This window comes from Planctobacterium sp. AWH2_060 (assembly GCF_056158425.1).
On record NZ_JBSWTG010000001.1, the window covers coordinates 4,268,891 to 4,289,031 of the forward strand.

Sequence of the window (20,141 nt, forward strand, 5' to 3'; positions counted from 1 at the left end):
CATAATCGGCCGCGCTTGAGACTAATTTAGAGCTTACGCCGGTCAGCCGTTTTGCACGTCTCTGATGATAATTGCCAACTGGTTGACTGTTACGTCTGAGGGGCAAACCCCTTTGTTGACCAGTTCTGAATGCGCTTTATCTGGTTTTTGCAGCCAATCTGATTGCGCATTGCGTTTGATGTATTTGCCTAACTGTTTCTGCATACTTCTGGTTAAACAAGACATGCTACCTCCTGAACTACTTTACTTCTGACCGTTTGGAAACTTTATCCGGTTATTTCGGTCTGTTGGCCGTGAACCCGTTTTTCCGCTTGGTATATACAGGTTATCGGCTTTAAATGTCTGCAACTTTAACGATTAACCGTCAGTATTTATTCGCTTAGTGTAGTAACTTTTGACGGTGGCTAAAGCATCTGCTGAAAGAGAAGCATGGTGTATGCCAAATATGAGCAAATGAGCTGTAAAGCTATACAGTTCAGCTTAATTTAAGGGCGGCAGCCTGACGAGCAAAGTGTGCTTTTTCGTGGGTAGAATTGCTGAATTTTTCAGCCAGAGCAAAGCTTTCTTTGGCGGTATGCAAATTTTTCATACGTAGGCAGACATCAGCTTTCACTGCGTACAGAGGCGCATACTGTTGCAATGCCGGATTATTTTCGAGGTTAGCTAATAATTTCAAAGCGTACTCAGGGCCTCGAGACATACTCATTACATATATGGCGTTCAGCTCAACGACAGGCGAAGGTTCCAGGTTTAAATGCACTCTGTACAGGGCTTCAATTTCTGCCCAGTCAGTGTCTTGCCATTGTTTGGTGTGGCAATGCACGCCCTGGATGGCCGCCTGGATTTGATAGACACCTAAGGCTTGTCTTTGCATGGCTGTTTTCAGAAGGGTGTGGGCCTCATTAATTAATTCCTGATGCCATAATGCCCGGTTTTGTTCTGATAAGGGGACAATTTCCCCGTTAGCGTTAAATCGAGCCGGTTGGCGAGCTTGATGAAATAGCATCAGGGCCAGCATACCCTCGATTTCTGCCAGATGTGGGATCAACCTGGATAGCCGTCTTACCAGAAAACAGGCATTTTTTTGTAGCTCCAGAATATCTTCTTTCAGATTCGCTCCGGTATTGAACATCAGGTATAAGGTTTTGAGAACCGCATTTAGCCTCACAGCCAGGTGTTTTGGCTCAGGTATACAATAAGGGATGCCCGCTTGCTTTATTTTTCGTTTCGTTCGGGTGAGCCGCTGTTCCAGGGTTTTTTGCGATAATAACAGAGCCTGTGCAATTTCAACGGTTGTTAAGCCGGCAACGGTATTGAGTGTCAGTGCCACTTGCTTATCAAAATCTAATGCGGGATGACAACAGGTGAAAATCAGTTTGAGTTGCTCATCGCCAAACTGGGTGTCTGTGAACTCATCCAAATTGGATTGCGCTTCTTCAGCTAAAAGTTCGGATTTTTCGCGAGCCATTTTACGATGACGATATTTGTCGATAAATTTATTTTTAGCTGTGATTTTTAACCATGCCGGCGGATTTTCAGGTGTTTTCTGCGGCCATTGCTGCAGCGCTAACAAAAACGTTTCGTGCCAGATTTCCTGCGCCAAATCTAAATCTTCGGTAAGGCGCAGTAAATACGCCAGCATCGGTTGAGAATACTGGCGGTAGGTATTTTCCAGAAGCGTTAATGACACTTTATTACTGATACCACAAAGGGCGTATTTCTATACTGCCGTATTCTGCACTGGGGATCTTGGCTGCCACTTGTGTGGCGTGGTCTAAATCCCGACAATCCACCAGGAAAAAGCCACCTAGTTGTTCTTTGGTTTCCGCGAAAGGCCCATCAGAAACCAACGTTTGGCCATCGCGCACCTGCACCGTCGTAGCCGTGTCTGTTGGCGTTAACCTTTTACCGTCCAGAAACACGTTTTGTTGTTGTAGTTCTTCAACCAACTGATTGTATCTTGCCACCAGGGCTTCATCCCAACTTTCGCCTTGCTGTTGCTCCCAGGCTTCGTTGGCATAGATCATTAACAGGTATTTCATTGACTCAGACTCCCGGTTGTTGTTCATACTGTATAGCAGAAAGCAGCGCACCTTGCGGATCCTGAAAGACAATAAATTGTCCGACGCCCGGAATAGCGGTAGGTGGGGTGAGTAAAGTACCGTTGAGTGATTTTACCCGGTCAGCGGTGGCCTGAATGTCTGTCACCGTAACATATTGCCCCCAGCCGGGTGCTTGTTCTGGCGAGGGGCAAGCCATTATTCCAGCAATCTTTTCGTTGTCGCAAAGGGCGACGTAATAGTTTTGCCCTTGCATATCCATGGTTTCAAATTGCCAGCCAAATAACTGGGCATAAAACTCCACCGCCGCTTGGGGGGCCGAGGTCATTAATTCGGACCAGGAAAATTGCTGTGGGATCAGGTTATTGCTCATGGGGTATCTCCAATATGATGAGTTTTCAATACCCTGACGAACACCCTTTCAGATTTTCGACAAACATCTAAAAATTTTATTGCAGAACAACAATGCTGTGGCCTTCGAAGGCCACTAAGCCCTGATCTTCTAAGCTCTTGAGAACCTTACCCACCATTTCTCGGGTGCAGCCTACGTGTCGGCTTAGTTCCTGGCGAGTGATCTTTAACATAATGCCATCAGGATGGGTGATAGCATCTGGCTGATTGATCAGGTCGAGTAAACAGCCTGCCACTCGACCGGTGACATCCAAAAAGGCCAGATCGGTCACTTTCTTGGATGTTTTCCGTAAACGTGCGGTTAATTGCTTTGAAATTGCCATTAAAATGTCTGGTCGACTGCGAGCCAGAATTTCAAATTTGTCGTAGGCGATTTCCGCTACCTGACACACTGTCCGGGTGCGAATGGTGGCACTGCGCTCTGATTTTTCATCAAATAACCCCATTTCACCGAAAAAAGAGCCCTGATTCAGATAAGCCAGAACGATATCTTTGTCGCCTTCATGCTGACGGGTGACTGAAACGGACCCTTTTAGTAAAAAGTACAGTTTTTGCGTGTGTTCACCTTGCCTGACAATAACGGCATGGCGACGATACTCTTTGATAGTGCAGTGTGTTAAAAAGTTATCCAGGAATTCCACGTCTTTCACATCATATTGATTATTTAAATCTGACACTTGTTGATACCCATTACCCGTTTTTAAAAAGGCTCATCACCACCGAAGTTTGGGATTTCGACAGCAAAAAATTTTTTTATAAGTATGGCGTATATCCGGGATTTTGCCCGGGCCACTTATTAATGTTGGCTGTAACAAGTCTCATTATTGTAAATAATAAGTTTGTATCACCCATAATACCCATGTGTTTTATTTATCGGCAATGGAAAAATTTCCGCCTACGAAATAATGTGAGCTGTTTCACAGCCTGTGAAGGATTCCCGCTAAGCCACAAATGCAGTGGGATGAGAAATAAAGTTTGTCTGAAGCCTATAGCAAGCCATCGTTCGGAATTATCGTTCAAAGCAACTGCTCTGAGTGGTTTTATAAAGACATTTCTTTGTTTTTCAGAAGCTTATCTGCAATACGCCAGTCGGGCAGGTAATGATCCATTAACTGATAAAAACGCTTGTTGTGCGAAGCTTCTAACAGGTGAGCTAACTCATGTACTAACACCATTTCGGCACATATCTGAGGATACTGTGCAAGTTGCAGGTTGAGCCAGATACGGTGCCGTGTAACGTTGCAACTGCCCCATTTGGTTTTCATATTCTTGATACCCGCAAACTTTACCTGGACACCCATCTTATCCTGCCAAACCGGTAATGCCTGGTGCATATAGTTTTTTAAGGAATCGCGCCAGATTTGCTGATGTATATTGTCGGCCTGTTCCTGTGTCGCAATGGGCTTTTTTAACTCAATCCGGGCGTTGTGTTCATCAATTTCAAAGGGGGGATTTATATTGGCTGAAACCGTTATGGGAAACTGCTGTCCCCACAAGCAGATTTGCTGTGGACTGTTCCTTAAGGTTCGCTGCTGATTGATATCCTGCACTCGCTGCAGTTGTTGCGCTATCCAGGTTGTTCTGGCATCCAGGAAGCGAGTAATTTCATTGTCTGTGAGGCCATGAGGGCAACTGACAACGAGTTCACCGTCTTCTGATACTCTCAGACGGATGGATTTCATAGCTTTTCGGGTAACCTGCACCTTTTGTGTTTGCCATAAAAGGTGAGATTTTACATGAGGGTGTTTAGTGCGCTTTTTAAAACGGAAAAATGGCATTAATCAATAGTCTGCAGTATTCGCTGGCAAGACATCGAGCGCCGCCAGCGAGCCTGATTAAGCAGCCGATTGACTTGGCTGACCGATCTCTACCACCAGCGTATCTGATTTAGCGCGGATCGCAGCTACAACATCAGCGATTGGTACCATCTGATTGATTTCACCCGGTGCAATTTGACGGGTGTATTTTGCCCAGCTGTCATCGGTAATGGGGTTACAGCCCTTAGCAAAAGCGATAGCTCCGCGTCTGAAAGGCGTTAGTTCGCTTTTCAGGTTATTGCAAATATAGAGACCTTTATCATTTTTCATGATCAAAGCTCTGGGAATTTTGCTACTGATAATTCGGCTAGAGTCCGGCCAAAATTTCTCTTCGGCAGCTTCCGCCTGTTCTTTGGTGCGTCCATGTGCATCCAGAATAATGCCATCTGGATAAAGGTTTTCCATAAAAATATGTTCAATGGTGGGGTAAAGAACAACGTCTCCCTGAAGCTCTCGCATCAGGTTATTAATATCAGATAAATTAAAAACAGCCACCGCCATTTCGTATTATCTCCTGTGTAAACTGCTAAATCAGGTTCAGGCTCTTTTGAGAGTTCTGGCTGGAAGCATTTTCAGAGCCTGATTATTGGACCGCAGATTGTAGCCGAACGTGCCAGGAAATCACCTTATTTTTTTAGAAAATATTAGAGCGTTTTGACCCTTGTTGTACGAAATTTGTTCTATATATACGCGTTTTAATCGCGGAACAGTCCTGCAGGCCTAGTGGTGCTAAGTCAAAGGACTGTGACAACGAGTAAAGCGCTTATATGACGAACCCTTCGGGCAGCACCTGTGTGCAATTTATACTGTGTTGAATGCTTTTGATTTAGAACCACTAGACCTTCAAGCATTCGCCTTGTCTAAATTGCACACAGGCTGCTGCAAAATCGTACCACAAAGGTCAATACGCTCTAGCTTTTCTGCTTCTTTTTTATGCAATTTTATTTCCTGAATAAGGCACTCCAATTCGCAATGAATCTTTGTGTAAAAGCCGTGTCCATTATCTGACAAAAAATTGATACAGATTAAAGATAAAAAATCACCAGGGATTAAGCTGGAGGCTCCTTTTTAAATAAGCTTTTTTAGAACCGGGACGGTATATGCAATCTAACAACAGCCACTTGTTCAACAGTAAATTACTGGAAAAATATGCCACATCAGGGCCTCGTTACACTTCCTATCCTACGGCACTGGAGTTTAAAGACAGCTTTACCGATCGACAATTCAGAAAGGCGGCGCTGTTAGCGGCAAATCCAGAGCTGGCCATTTATATTCATGTGCCTTTTTGTCACAGCCTTTGCTACTACTGTGGCTGCAACAAGGTTATCACCCGTAATCGCGACAAGATCAGCAAATATGTCCACTATTTACGCAAAGAGATCAGCTTGCGAGCCCCACTTTTTAAAAATCATCAGGTGGTACAGATTCATTTTGGTGGTGGCACTCCCGGTATGTTGAGCCTCACAGAAATTAAGGATATTTGGTGGGGGATCCGCAATGAATACAAGGTGCGTTGTAATCCTGAAATCAGTATCGAGATCGATCCGCGAGAAACAACAGAAGAATATATACAGGGGTTATCTGAGCTTGGTGTAAACCGAATTAGCATGGGTGTCCAGGATACGAATGAGCAGGTGCAGATAGCGATTAATCGGGTTCAGGATACGGATTTGGTAAGACGTTTGTGCATGACGGCCCGTACCGGCGGTATGGAGTCGGTAAATCTGGATTTGATTTATGGCCTGCCATTTCAGAATCTGGCGACTTTCGAGCGAACTCTGCAGGATGTTTTGGCATTAGATCCGGATCGCATTTCTTTGTTTAACTATGCCCATATGCCGCAAAAATTCCCGGCACAGCGTAAGATTAAAGACGCCTGGTTGCCCGATGGCAAGCACAAGCTGGCTTTGATGCGGTTGGCCGTTAACACATTGACTCAGGCAGGTTATGTAATGATAGGAATTGACCACTTTGCTAAACCCGATGATGAACTGGCATTGGCACTCAATGAGCAACGATTGGGGCGAAACTTTCAGGGGTATACCTGTTTGCAAGACGTCGATCTGGTGGGATTTGGCGTCAGTGCTATCAGTTCGGTGTGCAATACCTACAGTCAAAATCTTAAGCATCCCGCTGATTACTATCGACAACTGGATGAAGAGCAACATGCCATTGAACGTGGCCTGGTGAAATCGGAAGAAGACCAATTGCGGGGATTTGTGATCCGGGAACTGATGACCAATCTCAGGGTAAGTTTTGAAGAAGTGGAAGAGTTGTTTGAAATAGACTTTCAGCAGCATTTTGCTACTGAATTACTGGCACTAAAGATGTTTATTGAGGATGGTTTGCTGAGTATTAAAGATGGCAAAATCCTTGTGCATGAATGTGCCAGGTTACTGGTGCGAAATATCTGCATGGTGTTTGATCAGTATATGGCACAGCATCAACAGGCCCAGCGCTTTTCAAAGGTGATATAGTTTTTGGTTAGCAGTCGTTGTTTATACAAGACTGCTAATACTAACTCACTCTTTTAATTACATTTCTTCCAGTCTTCGGCCTCGGGTTTCTTTGACGTAACGATGCACAAAGAACAGGCTGATGAGGGCGCTGGAGGCATATAAACCATAAGCGCCACCCAGACCAGTTTGGGTCAGCAAGATGGGGAAGGTCATAGTCACCAGGAAGTTAGCCAGCCATTGTGCACTGGCCGCCAGTGCCAGTGCCGCACCGCGAATTCGGTTGTTGAACATTTCGCCCAGTAATACCCAGACAACCGGGCCCCAACTCATGCCGAAAAACACGATATACAGGTTGGCCGCGATTAGGGCCAGTGTGCCATTGGTGTCTGTCAGCGCCAGTTTACCGGCTTCGTCTAATCCTGCGGTGCTAAACAGCCAGGTCAGAGTGGCTAACATGACAGCCATACCTGTACTGCCGATAAGTAGTAAGGGTTTACGACCAATTTTGTCTATCAGAGCGATGGCAATAAAGGTGGAAACCACATTGGTTACTCCGCCCAAAACATTGATAAACAACGACTGAGATTCGTCAAATCCGGCTGCCTGCCAAAGCTCAGCACCATAATAAAATACCACATTGATGCCGACAAATTGCTGAAACACCGACAGGGCGACGCCCACCCAGATGATAGGGTGAATTTTGCGGGTACCGTTGATAAACAGATCTCGTAAAGCTGGTTTGTGGCTGCTGTGCAGTGAGCGTTTGATCTCGCTGACCTGTGCGTCTGCGACACCCGGAGCGATACGCTCAAAGACTTTTTTCGCCCCTGATTCGCGCCCTTGAGCCACTAAAAAGCGCGGTGATTCAGGGATAAAGAGTACGCCAATGAAAAACAGGGTGGCGGGTATGATCTCCATCCAGAACATCCAGCGCCAAGAGGCGATACCAAACCAACCGGCTTCACTGGCTCCGCCGGTATTAGACGCGATGGTAAAATTACTCATGAAAGCGGCAAACAAGCCCAAGACAATGGCCATTTGCTGTAAGGTGGCCAGACGGCCTCGCAGGCTGGCAGGGGCCACTTCTGAGATGTAGGCGGGAGCCAGTACTGATGCGGCACCAACGCCTAAGCCACCCAAAAGTCGGTAAAAGATAAACTCCATGGAACTGTCGGCAATACCAGAACCATAGGCACTGACGGCGAAAATCACTGCCGTGGCAATCATTACGGGCTTACGACCCAGTTTATCGGCGATAGGACCGGCCATCAGTGCGCCAAGGGCACAGCCTAACAGTACTGAGGCAACGTTGAATCCGGTGGCCACGTCGGTGGCATTGAAGGCTTTTTCCAACGCGCTGACTGTGCCATTGATGACACCAGAATCGAAGCCAAACAGGAAACCGCCGATAGCCGCTACCGCGGAGATGAAAATCACATAGGCCACTGAGACCGCCTGGTCTTCGGCGGCTTTGATTTGTTCTATCTGAGCGGCACTGACACCAGCTCCGTTATGCGGTTCATTATTATCTGACATGATTATGGTCTCATTATGGGGTCAAAGAATGGATGATTTATGGACAATAGCACAGGTTTAACTGAATCCTCTAAGTTTGTTGCCACACCAGCGGATGTGGCAGGCGTTTTTGGCCGCTAACTTCCCAGGCGTAAAATAATGCGATTGTCTGAAGTGCGTTGGTTTTCAATGGCAAAGTTTTGCTGCAGAGCGCTGAGAAAACCGTTTAGATCATTGGTTTTAAACAACCCGGCAACCTGAATTTGATTCAGCTCGGCTTGTGGTATTTCAAAGGTCACAGCGTTGTAACGACTGACTTCCGCCAGTACCTGATGTAATGGCTCGCCGCGGAATACCAGGTTGCCCTGTTGCCGGGAGAGTGCCGCATTGATGTCTACTGTTGCGACGGTTTCGATGTTTAGTTTGGCCACATTCAGCAGGGATTTTTGCCCTTCTGTTAAGGCCGGTAAGCTGTCATCAAGACGGGTCTGCACAGGGCGTAACGGATCCGAGTTTTGCTCAGCTTGCTTAGCGACTCTGACTTTGCCTTCTGTGACGATTAACTCCACCTGATCCTCAAGCAACTCAACATTAAATGCAGTTCCCACCGCCTGAATGATCTGCCCTGCAGCGTAAACGCTCAAGGGTCTCTCCTGGTTATGGGCTACCTGCACATGAATTTCGCCTTCGTACAATTCAATTACTCGTTGTTGCTCGGTATAGGTAACCTTAACTGAGGTATTGGTATTGACTGATAACAAACTGCCATCCGACAAGGTCACTTTTTTGGAATCACCGGTGCCTGTTTCAAAGCGCTGCTCAGACAAAACCACCAGCACGCCTTGTGACAACCAGGAGAACCCCAAACCGTTCCAGATAAAGGTGAATAACATGGCTACGAACACGACCGATGCAGCCATTGCCAATGGTACGCGTCTGGATTGTTTAACCGGTGGTTCAGGGAACAGAGATTTTAAGCGTTCCAGCGCTGCCATGTTGTCCCACAGTTTGGCCATTTTAAATAGCATTTCGCGGTTTTGTTCTGCTGCCTGTAGCCAGTTTTTAAGCGCCTGTTCTTCTTCGGCGCTCAGACCCCTGTCCATTTTGGCTATCCAGTCTGCGGCCGCATCCAGCGCGCTATTGTCAGCGGTTTTAGCTGCGGAATTGATAGATACAACATTATTCTTCATAGCGATTTGCCTGTTACAGAAGTCTTACCGGAGGGCGGCAGTGAGCCTTGCTCTTTTTGCATGACGTAAAGCATGCTGCGTTTCATCCCCTGGGCTATATGTTTTTCAACGGTACTTTCACTAATATTCATCATTTTTGCTATTTCTTTCTGGGAATAGCCATACACCTTTTTGAGTACAAAAACCTTGCGGCAGACAACGGGCAGTTGCCTAACGGCTTTGCAAAAGTGACCAAATTCCTGATCACCACCGCCGGAGACATACTTTCCAGTGTCGGACGAGTCAGGCTACGCGATGCAGCCGCCCGGAAAATCAGGTCGTCAGTAAAATCCCACTTAATGGCAACATTGGGCAATACCGCGTCGTAGCTGGAGCTTTCAGAAATGGAGGCAGGCGTGCCATAGTTTTGGTTCAACTCCGTGGCATCCAGCACGGTCAGACTTTCCAGTACCGCCTGTGTTCCTGAGACATCCACATCAGTTTGTTCGATGCGCACGCCACCGGTGATGTAGATAGGCCGTTTCGCCAGGTCACCCACAAAATCTAATTCCAGATAAGCTGAGATGATGGTTTCTTCCACATCAAAGGAGTTGTCTTTTTGGATGGCATCAAAGCTTTGCCCTGATACCTGCTCAAGATAAGCAAACATGGCTTCGCCATCGTGAGCTAACCATTGTGTGGGCATACGACCACTGCCACTGACATCGCTTAAGAAGTCGTTTCCAGCGTCGAATACGTATTGCATATCGCCAGGTACAACGGGCGCATCCGGATAACCACAATACAAACAGTGCACGCCGGTTTCGTTATCCCAACGGGTTAAGGACTTTTCTTCGGTGGAATATTGCATACCAAATTTAGCTTTGGTGAGACCGCTGTCCTGGCCTTCATCCCACTCACCGTCTAATCGGAACTGAGTAACATCGTCTTCCACGGCCCAGCCCCGACGCAACATTACGTGCGCGCGGCTGTTAGCTTCATCCAGATGATTACCCACACCTGCCGGGCCTGTTGCGCCGCCAATCATCGGGTTGTACATGACAAAACCAGGGTTTTGGGATCATCGATGGTTAATGGCTGACCACCTGCCTGCACGTCAATTTCTTGCTGACCGCTGAAGATGTTGCCGTTTGGTGAGGCGAACATGCTGGCCAGAGGCAGAATGTTGTTATCCACCTGGAAGCGCACCCGGTTGGAATAACCAATCAAAGATAACTGGTTTTCACCGCCATTGTTGGACTCTCTTTCAGCACTGGAATGATGCAGGTCGAAGTTCAGTTTCAGGTTGTCGTTTACATCCCAGGCCAGGTTCAGACCCAAATCCATGGTTTCGGTTAAGCGATCAAATTTTTTGGCGTGCATATCAGTCGCCAGGCCAATTTCCTGATACAGATCTACCACAGTGCCGTTTTCGTCTACGATGGCAGAACGACGATTGCCGTCGGCATCAAACAGACTACCATCATCCCCCACACCCTGAATATTGGGGGTTGTAAACCAGTGACCGTAAGAGGTGGCATCGGTTTTCACATCAAAATCGGAATACAATAAATCAGCGGTCAGCACAATATCGTCGCTGGCGGCATACTGAAAAACCAGATTGGCATTGGTACGAGTGCGTTCTTCGAAGGTAACCTTGTGGTCGTAGTTACGAGGTGAAAAGATAGTGCCGGTCCAGGGCGTGCCATCGCGGGAAACCGGATTCGGGACACCCACGTTTTCCAGCCAGCCGTCCATCTGAGCCTGATTCAGTCGGGTTTCCCTTTCCTGATGAGATACCGCTAACAATACGCCAAAGGTGTCGTCATTGAAGGTATTAGAAATAAGGCCGGAAACCTGGGGCGTGGCTTCTTCGCTGTTTTCATCGTAAACCCCTTTAATGCTGCCTGCTACTTTAAAGCCATTCATGTTAAAGGGCTTGGCGGTTTCAATGTTGATGGTGGCACCAATACCGCCAGACTGCATTGTGGCAGTGCTGGTTTTATGGACATCCAGACTGCGTACCAACTCCGAAGCTATGGTATCGAAACTAAAAGCACGAGAATTGTTTTCCGAAGCGATCTGACGACCATTCACTAAAACGGTATTAAATTCAGGGCCGAAACCCCGCACGGTGATCAACTGACCTTCACCGCCGGAGCGGTCCACCGAAACACCGGTGATACGTTGCAAAGATTCCGCTACGTTAGTATCGGGGAATTTACCAATATCTTCAGCGGAGATGGCGTCTACTACGCCACCAGATTCGCGTTTTACATCCATAGCACGGGCCATACTGCCGCGAATACCGCGCACCTGGATCAGTTCAAAATTGTCGGCACTTGCCTCTTCCTGAGCCGACACCAGCGGTGCGCTACTCAGTGATGCCATCGCCGCCACAACGGCAGCGGAGAGTTTCGTTCTTTTTAACATGATGATGTGTGTCCTGAAAAAAGCTTTGGTTTTTTGTATTGCTTTCCAGTCACCTAAACTGTGTTTGGGTCTGTTACCGACCAGGGGCCGGAAAAAAGGCCAGCTTCACTGGGTAAAGCTGGCAAAAACACAACATGTAATGGAGCAACACAATGCAGTGAATAACCCAAAATACGCACTGACACTGCAATTCAGCCGCGCGGTTATTCACGTCAGGGGTAAAGACGAAACCACGTAAATTTTCCGCCAATTTAATTTACTAATTTTTAACAAGTGGTTTCTGACAGGGGGACAATAAACATTTCGTTTGCAACCGGGGGCTGCTAATTAATCAAAGTTTGATGAAATATCACTTGTTTTTAAATAATTTGCGTACTCCTTCGGAGAACTAAACTGAAGTTGTTTCCCACCATCTTGGCTTTCGGTTTACCCAGGTTACAAGCACGTAGCGTTGTCCGCTAGTTATAGGAGTGACTTCATGAAGCAGGTAAGAGGGAAAAACAATAAGGCTGCCGCGGTCTTTCGGTGCAGCAACCTTGCTATCAAGGATATTCAATTGTCCGCCCTGATTAGCGAAGCTTTTAAGCATATGCCCTTGTCAGGCATTAAAAAGCCTTTTACGGTCTCTTTGTGGGCGTACTCAGCGTTGAAAAGAAAAGTAAACAACGCCATCGCAATAGTTACAGCAGCAAGTACCATAAGCTTTGTTGACATGGGTTGTGCTAATGAAACATTGCCAAGTAAACGTGTACCCTGATGTGCAATGGCTTCCTTTCTAAATAACGACACAATCATCCTTGTAAATGCTGCGTAAAACAATAGTATATTGTATGCAATGTGGTGGCGGTGAATTTTGAATTGGCCAAAAGGTATTTTTTGACTGAATCTTTGATAGGTGAATTGGCAAGTGTTTCGCTTAGGCCGGTGCTTAATAGCTGTGTAGTTATATCACTTTTACTTTAAATATTGAGAGGTGCAATGAAAAATATTAATACTGAGCAAGTTCAGGAAGTGCTGAACTTTCCTGATTTGATCAAAGCTCTTGATAAAGGGTTCGCTGGTGCTTACCAGATGCCTCAACGTCAGGTGTTTGAACTGGACAATAGTCTTGATAATCATGATGCATTTGCCGTGTTACCGGCCTGGAATAATGAGGTGATTGGCGTAAAAGCCTTTACTTATTTTCCCAACCCGCAACCCGGATATCGCTCGCTCTATTCTAAAATTACGCTTTTCGACCGTAAACATGGTGAACCCTTGGCGTTTGTTGATGGCACTAATTTAACCTATTGGCGCACCGCTGCGGTTTCTGCATTAGCCAGTCGCTACTTGTCGCGGGACAATGCACACACTCTTCTTTTTTGTGGCACAGGAAATTTGTCAACTTACATGATTGCAGCGCATCTATCTGTGCGGTGTTTCGAGCGTGTTTTGTGCTGGGGGCGAAACACGAATAAGGTATCTGAGCTTGTGAAGAATATGGAGACCCAATTTCCCTCTGTTAAATTTGAAGTTGTCAGTAATTTGAAGAGCGCCGCGCAAATAGCAGATGTAATTAGCTGTGCAACGGGATCACCCGAACCATTAATTTATGGAGACTGGGTTAAGCCCGGTACCCATATAGACCTGATAGGCAATCATCATAAACTGGGCAGAGAATGCGATACGGCACTAGTACTCAAGGCAGGCAAAGTTGTTGTTGATAGCAAAGAAAATGTGCTGAACGAAGCGGGTGAATTACTCATTCCAATTAGTGAAGGGAAATTTGAGGCAGAGTTGGTGTATGCCGAGTTGAGTGAGCTTTGCAATGGTAGCAAGCCAGGCCGGAAACAGGAGCAGGAAGTCACGTTGTTTAAGTCGGTTGGTACGGCACTCAGTGATTTAGTGGCTGCGCACCAAGTATACCAACACGTTATATAACTCGGGGCCAAAGCCACACAGTTTAATTGACTGGTCTTCACCACCTGAGTGATCCACCGATACGCCTGTGATTCGTTGCAAAGACTCTGCTACGTTAGTATCGGGGAATTTACCTATATCTTCGGCGGAGATGGCGTCTACTACGCCACCAGATTCGCGTTTTACATCCATAGCACGGGCCATACTGCCGCGAATACCGCGCACCTGAATCAGTTCAAAATTGTCGGCACTTGCCTCTTCCTGAGCCGACACCAGCGGTGCGCTACTCAGTGATGCCATCGCCGCCACAACGGCCGCGGAGAGTTTCGTTTTTTTTAACATGATGATGTGTGTCCTGAAAAAAGCTTTGGTTTTTTGTATTGCTTTCCAGTCACCGAAACTGTGTTTGGGTCTGTTACCGACCAGGGGCCGGAAAAAAGGCCAGCTTCACTGGGTAAAGCTGGCAAAAACACAACATGTAATGGAGCAACACAATGCAGTGAATAACCCAAAATACGCACTGACACTGCAATTCAGTCGCGCGGTTATTCACGTCAGGGGTAAAGACGAAACCACGTAAATTTTCCGCCAATTTAATTTACGATTTTTTAACAAGTGGGGTGTGGAACAGGAAAATTAGTTGGCTTAAAAAAGCAAAATCCTCGCGAATGTGCGAGGTTTTTCAGGTGTTTTTGATACTCAAAAATGCCTGTTTTCCCACCAACCTACTTATCACTTGCTATGGCTTTTACTAAAACTAAGTGATTTGCAATGGAAATGCTATTGGAGTTAAAAACAGCAGTTTTGAAAGGCTTTATCGAGTAAATCTCCAACACCTTTTAAATGATTGGATACAATAGTGTCTATTGATGGCTATTTTTAGTTATAATGGATATAACTGTATCCATTGGATGGTTTCGGATGAATTTTACCTTACTTGATGATACCGATGTTAGCCAGGCTTATGCTACTTATTTGCGTGAGTTACGCCAGCGCGCAAAACTGTCACGAAAGGCATTGGCAGAACGCAGCTGTGTGCCTGCGGCCACCATTAAGAAATTCGAGCTGACAGGGCAAATTTCATTTCGCCAATTGCTGTTGCTTTGGCAGACCCTCGACTCGCTTGGGCGTTTGTACGAGCTCACACAACCTAACAAAGAGCGCGTTGCTACACCCACTAGCATTGATGAGGTCCTAAAAGGTGAGTTTTAAACCAGTTCGGAAACTTACCGTAACTCGCTCGTTAAGCTCAGGTGAGCAGGTCTCTGTAGGGGTCTTGGCGCAGAATCGACAGGGTGTTTTTTTTCAGTATGCAGACACCTATTTGCAGCAGTTTGGTAATTTATCGCCTTTTACTTTGCAAGCTAATACGCAAATTCAAGCAGCACCTAAAAAACCTCACCTGGGTGTGCATGGTGTATTTGGGGATTGTTTGCCCGATGGTTGGGGCATGCTGTTGCAAGATCGTATTTTCCGGAAAAAAGGGATTCTGCCCAATCAATTAACAGCGATGGACCGGCTGGCTTTTGTCGGTGATAAAGGAATGGGGGCACTCTCTTTTTCTCCGGTGTCTGAATTTTCAATCACGACGCACGCTGATATTGATTTAGCAATGTTGGGTCTGGAAGCGCAAACGCTGTTCGATGCTTCAATGTCAGATTATATGGATAGCAACCACGATGGGTTGGATGGGCATACTCAACAGGTGTTGGCAGCATTAGTTGCCGGCGGCAGTTCGGGTGGAGCAAGACCAAAGGCGCAGATTTATCTGCCTGCTGGGGAAACCCAACATTGTCGTACTTTTGCACAGCCTGGTGATGAAGCGTGGTTAATTAAGTTTACCTCGAAAAACTTAGCGCTTGGGCATGAAGAAGGTTTGTGTGAGGCTGTTTATTTACAAATGGCTAAGATTGCTAAGTGTCAGCCACCAATTTGGCAACTTATTGAAGCGCCGCATGCAAGCGGTGCGTCTGCGTGGTTGGCGCTCAAGCGTTTTGATTATCTCGCAGAAAATAGCGAGTTAGTTAGTGAACAGTGTACTGGTCGCTTACATATGCACAGCGCCTGTGGTCTTCTGGATGCAGATTTCCGAACGCCAAGTTTAGACTATATAGATTTGATCAAAGCCAGTCGTCAGCTGTGTAAATCCCCAGCCGCCGGGCAGTTGCAATTTCGACGTGCCATTTTTAACCTGCTGTCTTCTAATCAAGACGATCACAGTAAAAACTGGGCTTTTTTGCAAGCGGATGACGGCCAGTGGCAACCCGCGCCCTTTTACGATGTCACTTATAGTCCGAATCCATTTAACGAACATGCCACCGCATTTGGCGGTTATGGTAAAATCCCGCCGCTTAAGGTAATGCAAAAGCTTGCAGCAAGTGCTGGCTACGGGAGATGGCATGATGCAAGGCAAGTTATTGAAGAAGTCGCAGAAGCACTGAGCCAATTTATTTATTTGGCACAGCAACAAGGGATCAATAAAACGACAATATCTGCGATTGCTAAAACACTAAATCAACGTAAACAAGAAAATGCAGCGCTTTTTCTATAACAACAAGTAGAGACACCAATGAAGTTAGGCCGAAACGATCCTTGCCCCTGCGGCAGTGGTAAGAAATACAAACGTTGTTGTATGAATAAGGTATCACAGCAACATTCCGAAGTGTTTGATGATGTAGAGTCGATAATGGCTATGAATCCGAATTTGACACTTGATGAACTCAATGCAGCTTTACAGCACAAAGTACAGGACCGCAATAATCAACCTCATCCAGATTTTTGTGGTGTGACGCCAACGCAAATGGCCAATTGGCTTTATGCGCCTTTTGGTGAATTACAGTGGGTGACAATCAGCACACCAGATGAGCTTTCAGTAAGTCCTGTGATGCGCTATTTAGCTGTGATTCTTGATGAGGCTATGGCGCAAGAAGGCTCTTTTAAAGCTACCAGTAAAGGCAACTTACCGACTAAGTTGGTCAAGCAGGCCAGTGACTTATTGCCCGAGTTTGCCGTTGCTCAATTCAAACGTAACATAAGTATCAGTGAGTTTGCAGGAAGTAATGAAGATAAGTTTAATGCCTTGCACTACACCCGAGTATTGGCTGAGATTGCCGGTATTATCTATCGACGTAGTGGCCGCTATCATGTGAAAAAGTCTGCGCAAAAACAATATCAAGTTGATGGCATACAAGCATTCTTCCTGCCTATGCTTGAAGCCGCAGTCAGTAAATACAACTGGGGCTATTTGGATGCTTTTGAATATGATGTCGACTTGCGAACCTTCTGGTTGTTTATGTTGTGGCGAATACAGAGTCACAATAGTGTGGATAGGCTGGTTGAAGAGGTTATAACGGCTTTCCCCGACTTGCTTAAGTCATTCCCTGTGGACAATTATTTCTCGCCAGAGAAAAACTTAGGCATACTCATTGAATCACGTTTTATTGAGCGATTTTTACAGTTTTGGGGATTTGTGATCATTGAGCCAAGACGTTTTTTAAGCACTGAACCCGTCGCCCGAGAGGTACAGGTACAACCTTTGTTAAAACAAACCTTTAAATTCTCAATTAACGCTTAGTAAGGTCATCGTGAGCGAATATCAATACTATAAATTCGAGCGTTTGGATGGATATTTAGATGCTAAAGCACGCCAAACACTCAGAGCTATCTCAAGCCGAGCTGAGGTCAGCGTTACGTCCTTTCAGGTGTACTATAACTACAGTGGCTTAAGGGCGGAACCTTTTGAGCTGATGCTAAAACACTTCGACATCGGCTTTTACTATGCAGATTGGGGCTCAATCGATATATATATCAAGCTACCAGCCGGAACCATCCCTGATACGTTACTTAGCTTTTCAAGTGATGGGCTTCATGTGCATCAAAGCGATGAATGGCAATTGCTGATTTTTTCCATCGAAGAGTATGATGAATATTTTGACGATGAACAAGCTGACGACTTTTTCCAGCATTTAGCTGGGTTACGCAGTGAGTTAATGCAAGGGAATTGGCGTCTTGTGTACTTTATGTGGTTGAAAGAGTACGATTTTAATGAAGAACTTGACCGAATACCTTTAATCCAATTCGATTTTGAGCACCTCAGTGAGGAGGTCCAGGCTTTTTCCTCCCTTTACGATATTCCCTTAGCTTGGGTTAAAGCGCTTGCGATGGTACTCAACGCACAACCAAGTCACCAGGCTAAACAAGCCCATTTTCAGTTTGATGCGTGGCTTCATAACCTCACGGAAGAGGAGAAAAACACGCTATTAAGCACGCTTTTTGAACAAGGCCAGCTGACCCGTCACCAAGCCTTAGCGATGACGCGAAAAGAAATTGCCAACCAAGACGAGCGCTATCAGTATTGGTTAACTCCCGGTGTACTCTCTCCTTTTATTGAGCAAGCGCGAAGCCAATTACAGCAAGAGCAAGCCGAAGCACTCGCAAAAAAATTAGCGATCGAAAAAGCGGAAAAAGAAAAAGCGTTGACAGATATTTACAACCGGCGTGAGCGTTACTGGCAGCAAGTACAAGAGCAAGCGGATAGAACTTGTGCCAGTGGTTACGATGCGGCATCACGCTATTTGCATCAGCTGAACGAAGCCTATCAGTTCAAAGCGGATGAAGCCGCGTTTGAGCAACGTTTTAAGCGCTTTGTAGTGGCTAATAACAGCCGTAAAGCGTTGTTAAACCGGTTAAGTGATTTACTTTAAAAAATGAGGCTATAAGCCCATCAAAAGGTCTACAGATTGTTACCCATAAAGTAATTTTGTGTAGACCATTGCCTTGGGCAAGTCTAATAACAGGGCTTTTAATACATTCTTGGACGGGAGAAAAAACTATTCGATGTTTTGGATCTAGCAAAGGATTGGGACCAAAAGATCTAAATTTTGCAACAAGTTAGCTTTTGCTATTTTGGGAGAAGTCACCACTTTAATCACCATATCGCCACTGATGGCAACCTGTTCCCCGCATTTACTCGACATCTAGTCTAACCTAATAGTCATAGATTTCCAGTACAATAATGGTTTTTTTAGGATTGACTCTACAGAGCCAGTAAGTTGCTTTTGCTCTAGCGTGGTGTCTGATGGTCGCTTTTTATGGGATTGCGAGTGTTGGTGAGGTATTCTTAAATTAGAGATGTAGAAGTCTGTTTTTCTGCTTATTTGTCTCTACATTTCTAATTCAGTGGAGCTTGCGCTCTCGTTGGTTGCCCGATCAGGCGGCTTTTAGACCATTGTTGTATTCGAGTTGCTCCTCAATAAATGGTGATAAGTTGGTAAGTGGATAAATCAACTCCGCCATTTGTGCATAGACAACAGCTCTTTGGCTTTTTCTGACAGATTTATCATAAATTCGTCTTTTACCGCGCTTTTTATGATTTAGACAGCGATCAGTTACATCACTATCTGCACCAAGATCATTTGCATGCGATGTGAACGTTCGTCTCAAATCATGGATCCAGAAGTGTTTCACGCCAGCAGCCCCCATTGGGTTATCAAAACTAACAGACCGGGTTTTATGCTTCCTGAAAAACTTCTTAAGCATATTGTTCAATGTACTTTCGCTGAGATGTCCAGACTTTGAACTTTTTACAGAAGGAAACAGGAATTGAGAATTTCCTGACATCGACTTGAGTTTACCAAATATCGGCATAATGGTGTCAGGGACGCAGATGATGAGTTCCTCGTATCCTTTTTTAGTGGGCCTTAGGGTCAGTTCTTGTCTATCGACATCGAAATCACTCCACTTAGCTTTTAATAGCTCGGTTTTTCTGCAACCAAATATAAGATACAAGGCAATAGCAATTTGATTCCTCAAAGGGGCTTGTTCTGGGAATTGTTGGAAAATACTGAACACCTTCTCGATTTCTACTTCAGATAATACCACATCTCTAAGCTCTCCATCGTTTGCAGCATGTAGATGAGGTTTGAGATGTGCGGACACATTTTCGATAACTAGTTTGTGTGTACTCGCATAATTAAAAAGTGTTCTGAAAAAATACATTGCACGCAACGCTATTGATTTTCTGATGGATGGCCGGATTCGACCGAAACATGCAAGCCCTTAGAATTTTTACTCAGAACAATGATTTTCATTACCGAATATTTTGCACAGAAAGAGGTGGGATCTCTGGTGATACTTGCTTCATGACAGATGCAATATTTCCCGATGATATTCTGTTTTCTAACGAAGAGCTTAAGTGTGTTGATGCCACAAAGCGAGAATACTCATTATCTTCTGAGGGTGAGAACGGCTGGACGCTATGGTCTAAAAGTGAATTGAACCGACTCATTCGTGTTATGCGAGATGAGGGAATGGAGGTAGAGCGAATTGAAGACTTTTTTCAGCATATCCGCTCTGAAACTTCGGTGAAAAGCCAGTAAT

The 20,141-nt window shown here is 45.6% G+C and carries 19 protein-coding genes and 3 pseudogenes; 8 read left to right on the top strand and 14 right to left on the bottom strand.

All coding sequences use genetic code 11. The annotated features are described in order from the left end of the window. Positions 1-42: 42 nt before the first annotated feature. From ACXAD8_RS18275 to ACXAD8_RS18305, 7 genes are all read right to left on the bottom strand, one after another. Positions 43-225 (bottom strand): hypothetical protein, encoded by a 183-nt coding sequence (locus tag ACXAD8_RS18275; RefSeq protein ID WP_475231413.1) that lies wholly within the window; start codon positions 223-225, stop codon positions 43-45. A 250-nt stretch (positions 226-475) separates the two neighbouring features. After that, complete coding sequence (locus tag ACXAD8_RS18280) at positions 476-1,690, bottom strand: RNA polymerase sigma factor (protein WP_475231414.1); 1,215 nt, start codon at positions 1,688-1,690, stop codon at positions 476-478. Positions 1,691-1,694: 4 nt separating this feature from the next. After that, positions 1,695-2,042, bottom strand: coding sequence for a YciI family protein (locus ACXAD8_RS18285; protein ID WP_475231415.1), 348 nt, complete (start codon positions 2,040-2,042; stop codon positions 1,695-1,697). 4 nt (positions 2,043-2,046) lie between these two features. After that, positions 2,047-2,433, bottom strand: a complete 387-nt coding sequence (locus ACXAD8_RS18290; protein WP_475231416.1) for a VOC family protein — start codon at positions 2,431-2,433, stop codon at positions 2,047-2,049. A gap of 76 nt (positions 2,434-2,509) precedes the next feature. Continuing rightward, positions 2,510-3,148, bottom strand: a complete 639-nt coding sequence (gene crp, locus ACXAD8_RS18295; RefSeq protein WP_377307080.1) for a cAMP-activated global transcriptional regulator CRP — start codon at positions 3,146-3,148, stop codon at positions 2,510-2,512. Between the two features lie 363 nt (positions 3,149-3,511). Beyond that, positions 3,512-4,249 (bottom strand): M48 family metallopeptidase, encoded by a 738-nt coding sequence (locus tag ACXAD8_RS18300; RefSeq protein WP_475231417.1) that lies wholly within the window; start codon positions 4,247-4,249, stop codon positions 3,512-3,514. A gap of 57 nt (positions 4,250-4,306) precedes the next feature. Further along, positions 4,307-4,789: a DUF3085 domain-containing protein gene (locus tag ACXAD8_RS18305; protein WP_475231418.1), complete on the bottom strand. Its 483-nt coding sequence runs from the start codon at positions 4,787-4,789 to the stop codon at positions 4,307-4,309. A 599-nt stretch (positions 4,790-5,388) separates the two neighbouring features. Here ACXAD8_RS18305 and hemN point away from each other — a divergent pair. Further along, on the top strand, positions 5,389-6,765 hold the full coding sequence (hemN, locus tag ACXAD8_RS18310; RefSeq protein ID WP_475231419.1) for an oxygen-independent coproporphyrinogen III oxidase: 1,377 nt from the start codon (positions 5,389-5,391) through the stop codon (positions 6,763-6,765). 57 nt (positions 6,766-6,822) lie between these two features. On the opposite strand, the gene ACXAD8_RS18315 is transcribed toward hemN, so the two are convergent. The 5 genes and pseudogenes from ACXAD8_RS18315 to ACXAD8_RS18335 form a co-directional block, all read right to left on the bottom strand. Further along, complete coding sequence (locus ACXAD8_RS18315; RefSeq protein WP_475231420.1) at positions 6,823-8,283, bottom strand: sugar porter family MFS transporter; 1,461 nt, start codon at positions 8,281-8,283, stop codon at positions 6,823-6,825. Positions 8,284-8,399: 116 nt separating this feature from the next. Then, positions 8,400-9,452, bottom strand: a complete 1,053-nt coding sequence (locus ACXAD8_RS18320; protein WP_475231421.1) for a FecR family protein — start codon at positions 9,450-9,452, stop codon at positions 8,400-8,402. Then, positions 9,449-9,697 (bottom strand): annotated as a pseudogene (locus ACXAD8_RS18325) (sigma factor-like helix-turn-helix DNA-binding protein); the annotation flags it as partial. The gene ACXAD8_RS18320 and the pseudogene ACXAD8_RS18325, both read right to left, overlap by 4 nt. After that, positions 9,694-11,864 (bottom strand): annotated as a pseudogene (locus ACXAD8_RS18330) (TonB-dependent receptor); the annotation flags it as partial. The pseudogenes ACXAD8_RS18325 and ACXAD8_RS18330, both read right to left, overlap by 4 nt. Before the next feature lie 388 nt (positions 11,865-12,252). Beyond that, on the bottom strand, positions 12,253-12,420 hold the full coding sequence (locus ACXAD8_RS18335) for a hypothetical protein (RefSeq protein ID WP_475231422.1): 168 nt from the start codon (positions 12,418-12,420) through the stop codon (positions 12,253-12,255). On the opposite strand from ACXAD8_RS18335, the gene ACXAD8_RS18340 reads away from it, so the two are divergent. Further along, positions 12,343-12,621, top strand: a complete 279-nt coding sequence (locus tag ACXAD8_RS18340) for a hypothetical protein (RefSeq protein WP_475233084.1) — start codon at positions 12,343-12,345, stop codon at positions 12,619-12,621. The genes ACXAD8_RS18335 and ACXAD8_RS18340 overlap by 78 nt on opposite strands. A gap of 221 nt (positions 12,622-12,842) precedes the next feature. Further along, the gene (gene lhpI / locus ACXAD8_RS18345) at positions 12,843-13,784 is read left to right on the top strand and encodes a bifunctional Delta(1)-pyrroline-2-carboxylate/Delta(1)-piperideine-2-carboxylate reductase (RefSeq protein WP_475231423.1); all 942 of its coding nucleotides are present in this window, start codon (positions 12,843-12,845) and stop codon (positions 13,782-13,784) included. Here the strand turns inward: lhpI and ACXAD8_RS18350 are convergent. Further along, positions 13,767-14,105: pseudogene (locus tag ACXAD8_RS18350) on the bottom strand (TonB-dependent receptor plug domain-containing protein); the annotation flags it as partial. The gene lhpI and the pseudogene ACXAD8_RS18350 sit on opposite strands and share 18 nt — an antisense overlap. A 579-nt stretch (positions 14,106-14,684) precedes the next feature. On the opposite strand from ACXAD8_RS18350, the gene ACXAD8_RS18355 reads away from it, so the two are divergent. The 4 genes from ACXAD8_RS18355 to ACXAD8_RS18370 are packed head-to-tail and all read left to right on the top strand — an operon-like array spanning position 14,685 to position 18,466. Continuing rightward, the gene (locus ACXAD8_RS18355) at positions 14,685-14,975 is read left to right on the top strand and encodes a helix-turn-helix domain-containing protein (RefSeq protein WP_475231424.1); all 291 of its coding nucleotides are present in this window, start codon (positions 14,685-14,687) and stop codon (positions 14,973-14,975) included. Further along, positions 14,965-16,314 (top strand): type II toxin-antitoxin system HipA family toxin, encoded by a 1,350-nt coding sequence (locus ACXAD8_RS18360; protein ID WP_475231425.1) that lies wholly within the window; start codon positions 14,965-14,967, stop codon positions 16,312-16,314. The genes ACXAD8_RS18355 and ACXAD8_RS18360 overlap by 11 nt, the downstream gene beginning before the upstream one ends. An 18-nt stretch (positions 16,315-16,332) precedes the next feature. Next, on the top strand, positions 16,333-17,337 hold the full coding sequence (locus tag ACXAD8_RS18365) for a YecA family protein (RefSeq protein WP_475231426.1): 1,005 nt from the start codon (positions 16,333-16,335) through the stop codon (positions 17,335-17,337). Between the two features lie 10 nt (positions 17,338-17,347). Next, on the top strand, positions 17,348-18,466 hold the full coding sequence (locus ACXAD8_RS18370; RefSeq protein WP_475231427.1) for an ATP synthase subunit B family protein: 1,119 nt from the start codon (positions 17,348-17,350) through the stop codon (positions 18,464-18,466). Between the two features lie 505 nt (positions 18,467-18,971). Here ACXAD8_RS18370 and ACXAD8_RS18375 read toward each other — a convergent pair. Beyond that, positions 18,972-19,643, bottom strand: coding sequence for a tyrosine-type recombinase/integrase (locus tag ACXAD8_RS18375; protein WP_475231428.1), 672 nt, complete (start codon positions 19,641-19,643; stop codon positions 18,972-18,974). A 260-nt stretch (positions 19,644-19,903) separates the two neighbouring features. On the opposite strand from ACXAD8_RS18375, the gene ACXAD8_RS18380 reads away from it, so the two are divergent. Continuing rightward, the gene (locus tag ACXAD8_RS18380; protein WP_475231429.1) at positions 19,904-20,140 is read left to right on the top strand and encodes a hypothetical protein; all 237 of its coding nucleotides are present in this window, start codon (positions 19,904-19,906) and stop codon (positions 20,138-20,140) included. The last annotated feature ends 1 nt before the right edge of the window (position 20,141 follow it).

What these genes read in the sequence shown, in the direction of transcription:
- ACXAD8_RS18380 (WP_475231429.1), top strand. Translation starts at nt 19,904, where the DNA reads ATGACAGATGCAATATTTCCCGATGATATTCTGTTTTCTAACGAAGAG.
- ACXAD8_RS18275 (WP_475231413.1), bottom strand. Translation starts at nt 225, where the DNA reads ATGTCTTGTTTAACCAGAAGTATGCAGAAACAGTTAGGCAAATACATC.
- ACXAD8_RS18300 (WP_475231417.1), bottom strand. Translation starts at nt 4,249, where the DNA reads ATGCCATTTTTCCGTTTTAAAAAGCGCACTAAACACCCTCATGTAAAA.
- hemN (WP_475231419.1), top strand. Translation starts at nt 5,389, where the DNA reads ATGCAATCTAACAACAGCCACTTGTTCAACAGTAAATTACTGGAAAAA.
- ACXAD8_RS18365 (WP_475231426.1), top strand. Translation starts at nt 16,333, where the DNA reads ATGAAGTTAGGCCGAAACGATCCTTGCCCCTGCGGCAGTGGTAAGAAA.
- ACXAD8_RS18305 (WP_475231418.1), bottom strand. Translation starts at nt 4,789, where the DNA reads ATGGCGGTGGCTGTTTTTAATTTATCTGATATTAATAACCTGATGCGA.
- ACXAD8_RS18315 (WP_475231420.1), bottom strand. Translation starts at nt 8,283, where the DNA reads ATGTCAGATAATAATGAACCGCATAACGGAGCTGGTGTCAGTGCCGCT.
- lhpI (WP_475231423.1), top strand. Translation starts at nt 12,843, where the DNA reads ATGAAAAATATTAATACTGAGCAAGTTCAGGAAGTGCTGAACTTTCCT.
- ACXAD8_RS18290 (WP_475231416.1), bottom strand. Translation starts at nt 2,433, where the DNA reads ATGAGCAATAACCTGATCCCACAGCAATTTTCCTGGTCCGAATTAATG.
- ACXAD8_RS18340 (WP_475233084.1), top strand. Translation starts at nt 12,343, where the DNA reads ATGAAGCAGGTAAGAGGGAAAAACAATAAGGCTGCCGCGGTCTTTCGG.
- ACXAD8_RS18320 (WP_475231421.1), bottom strand. Translation starts at nt 9,452, where the DNA reads ATGAAGAATAATGTTGTATCTATCAATTCCGCAGCTAAAACCGCTGAC.
- ACXAD8_RS18355 (WP_475231424.1), top strand. Translation starts at nt 14,685, where the DNA reads ATGAATTTTACCTTACTTGATGATACCGATGTTAGCCAGGCTTATGCT.
- ACXAD8_RS18285 (WP_475231415.1), bottom strand. Translation starts at nt 2,042, where the DNA reads ATGAAATACCTGTTAATGATCTATGCCAACGAAGCCTGGGAGCAACAG.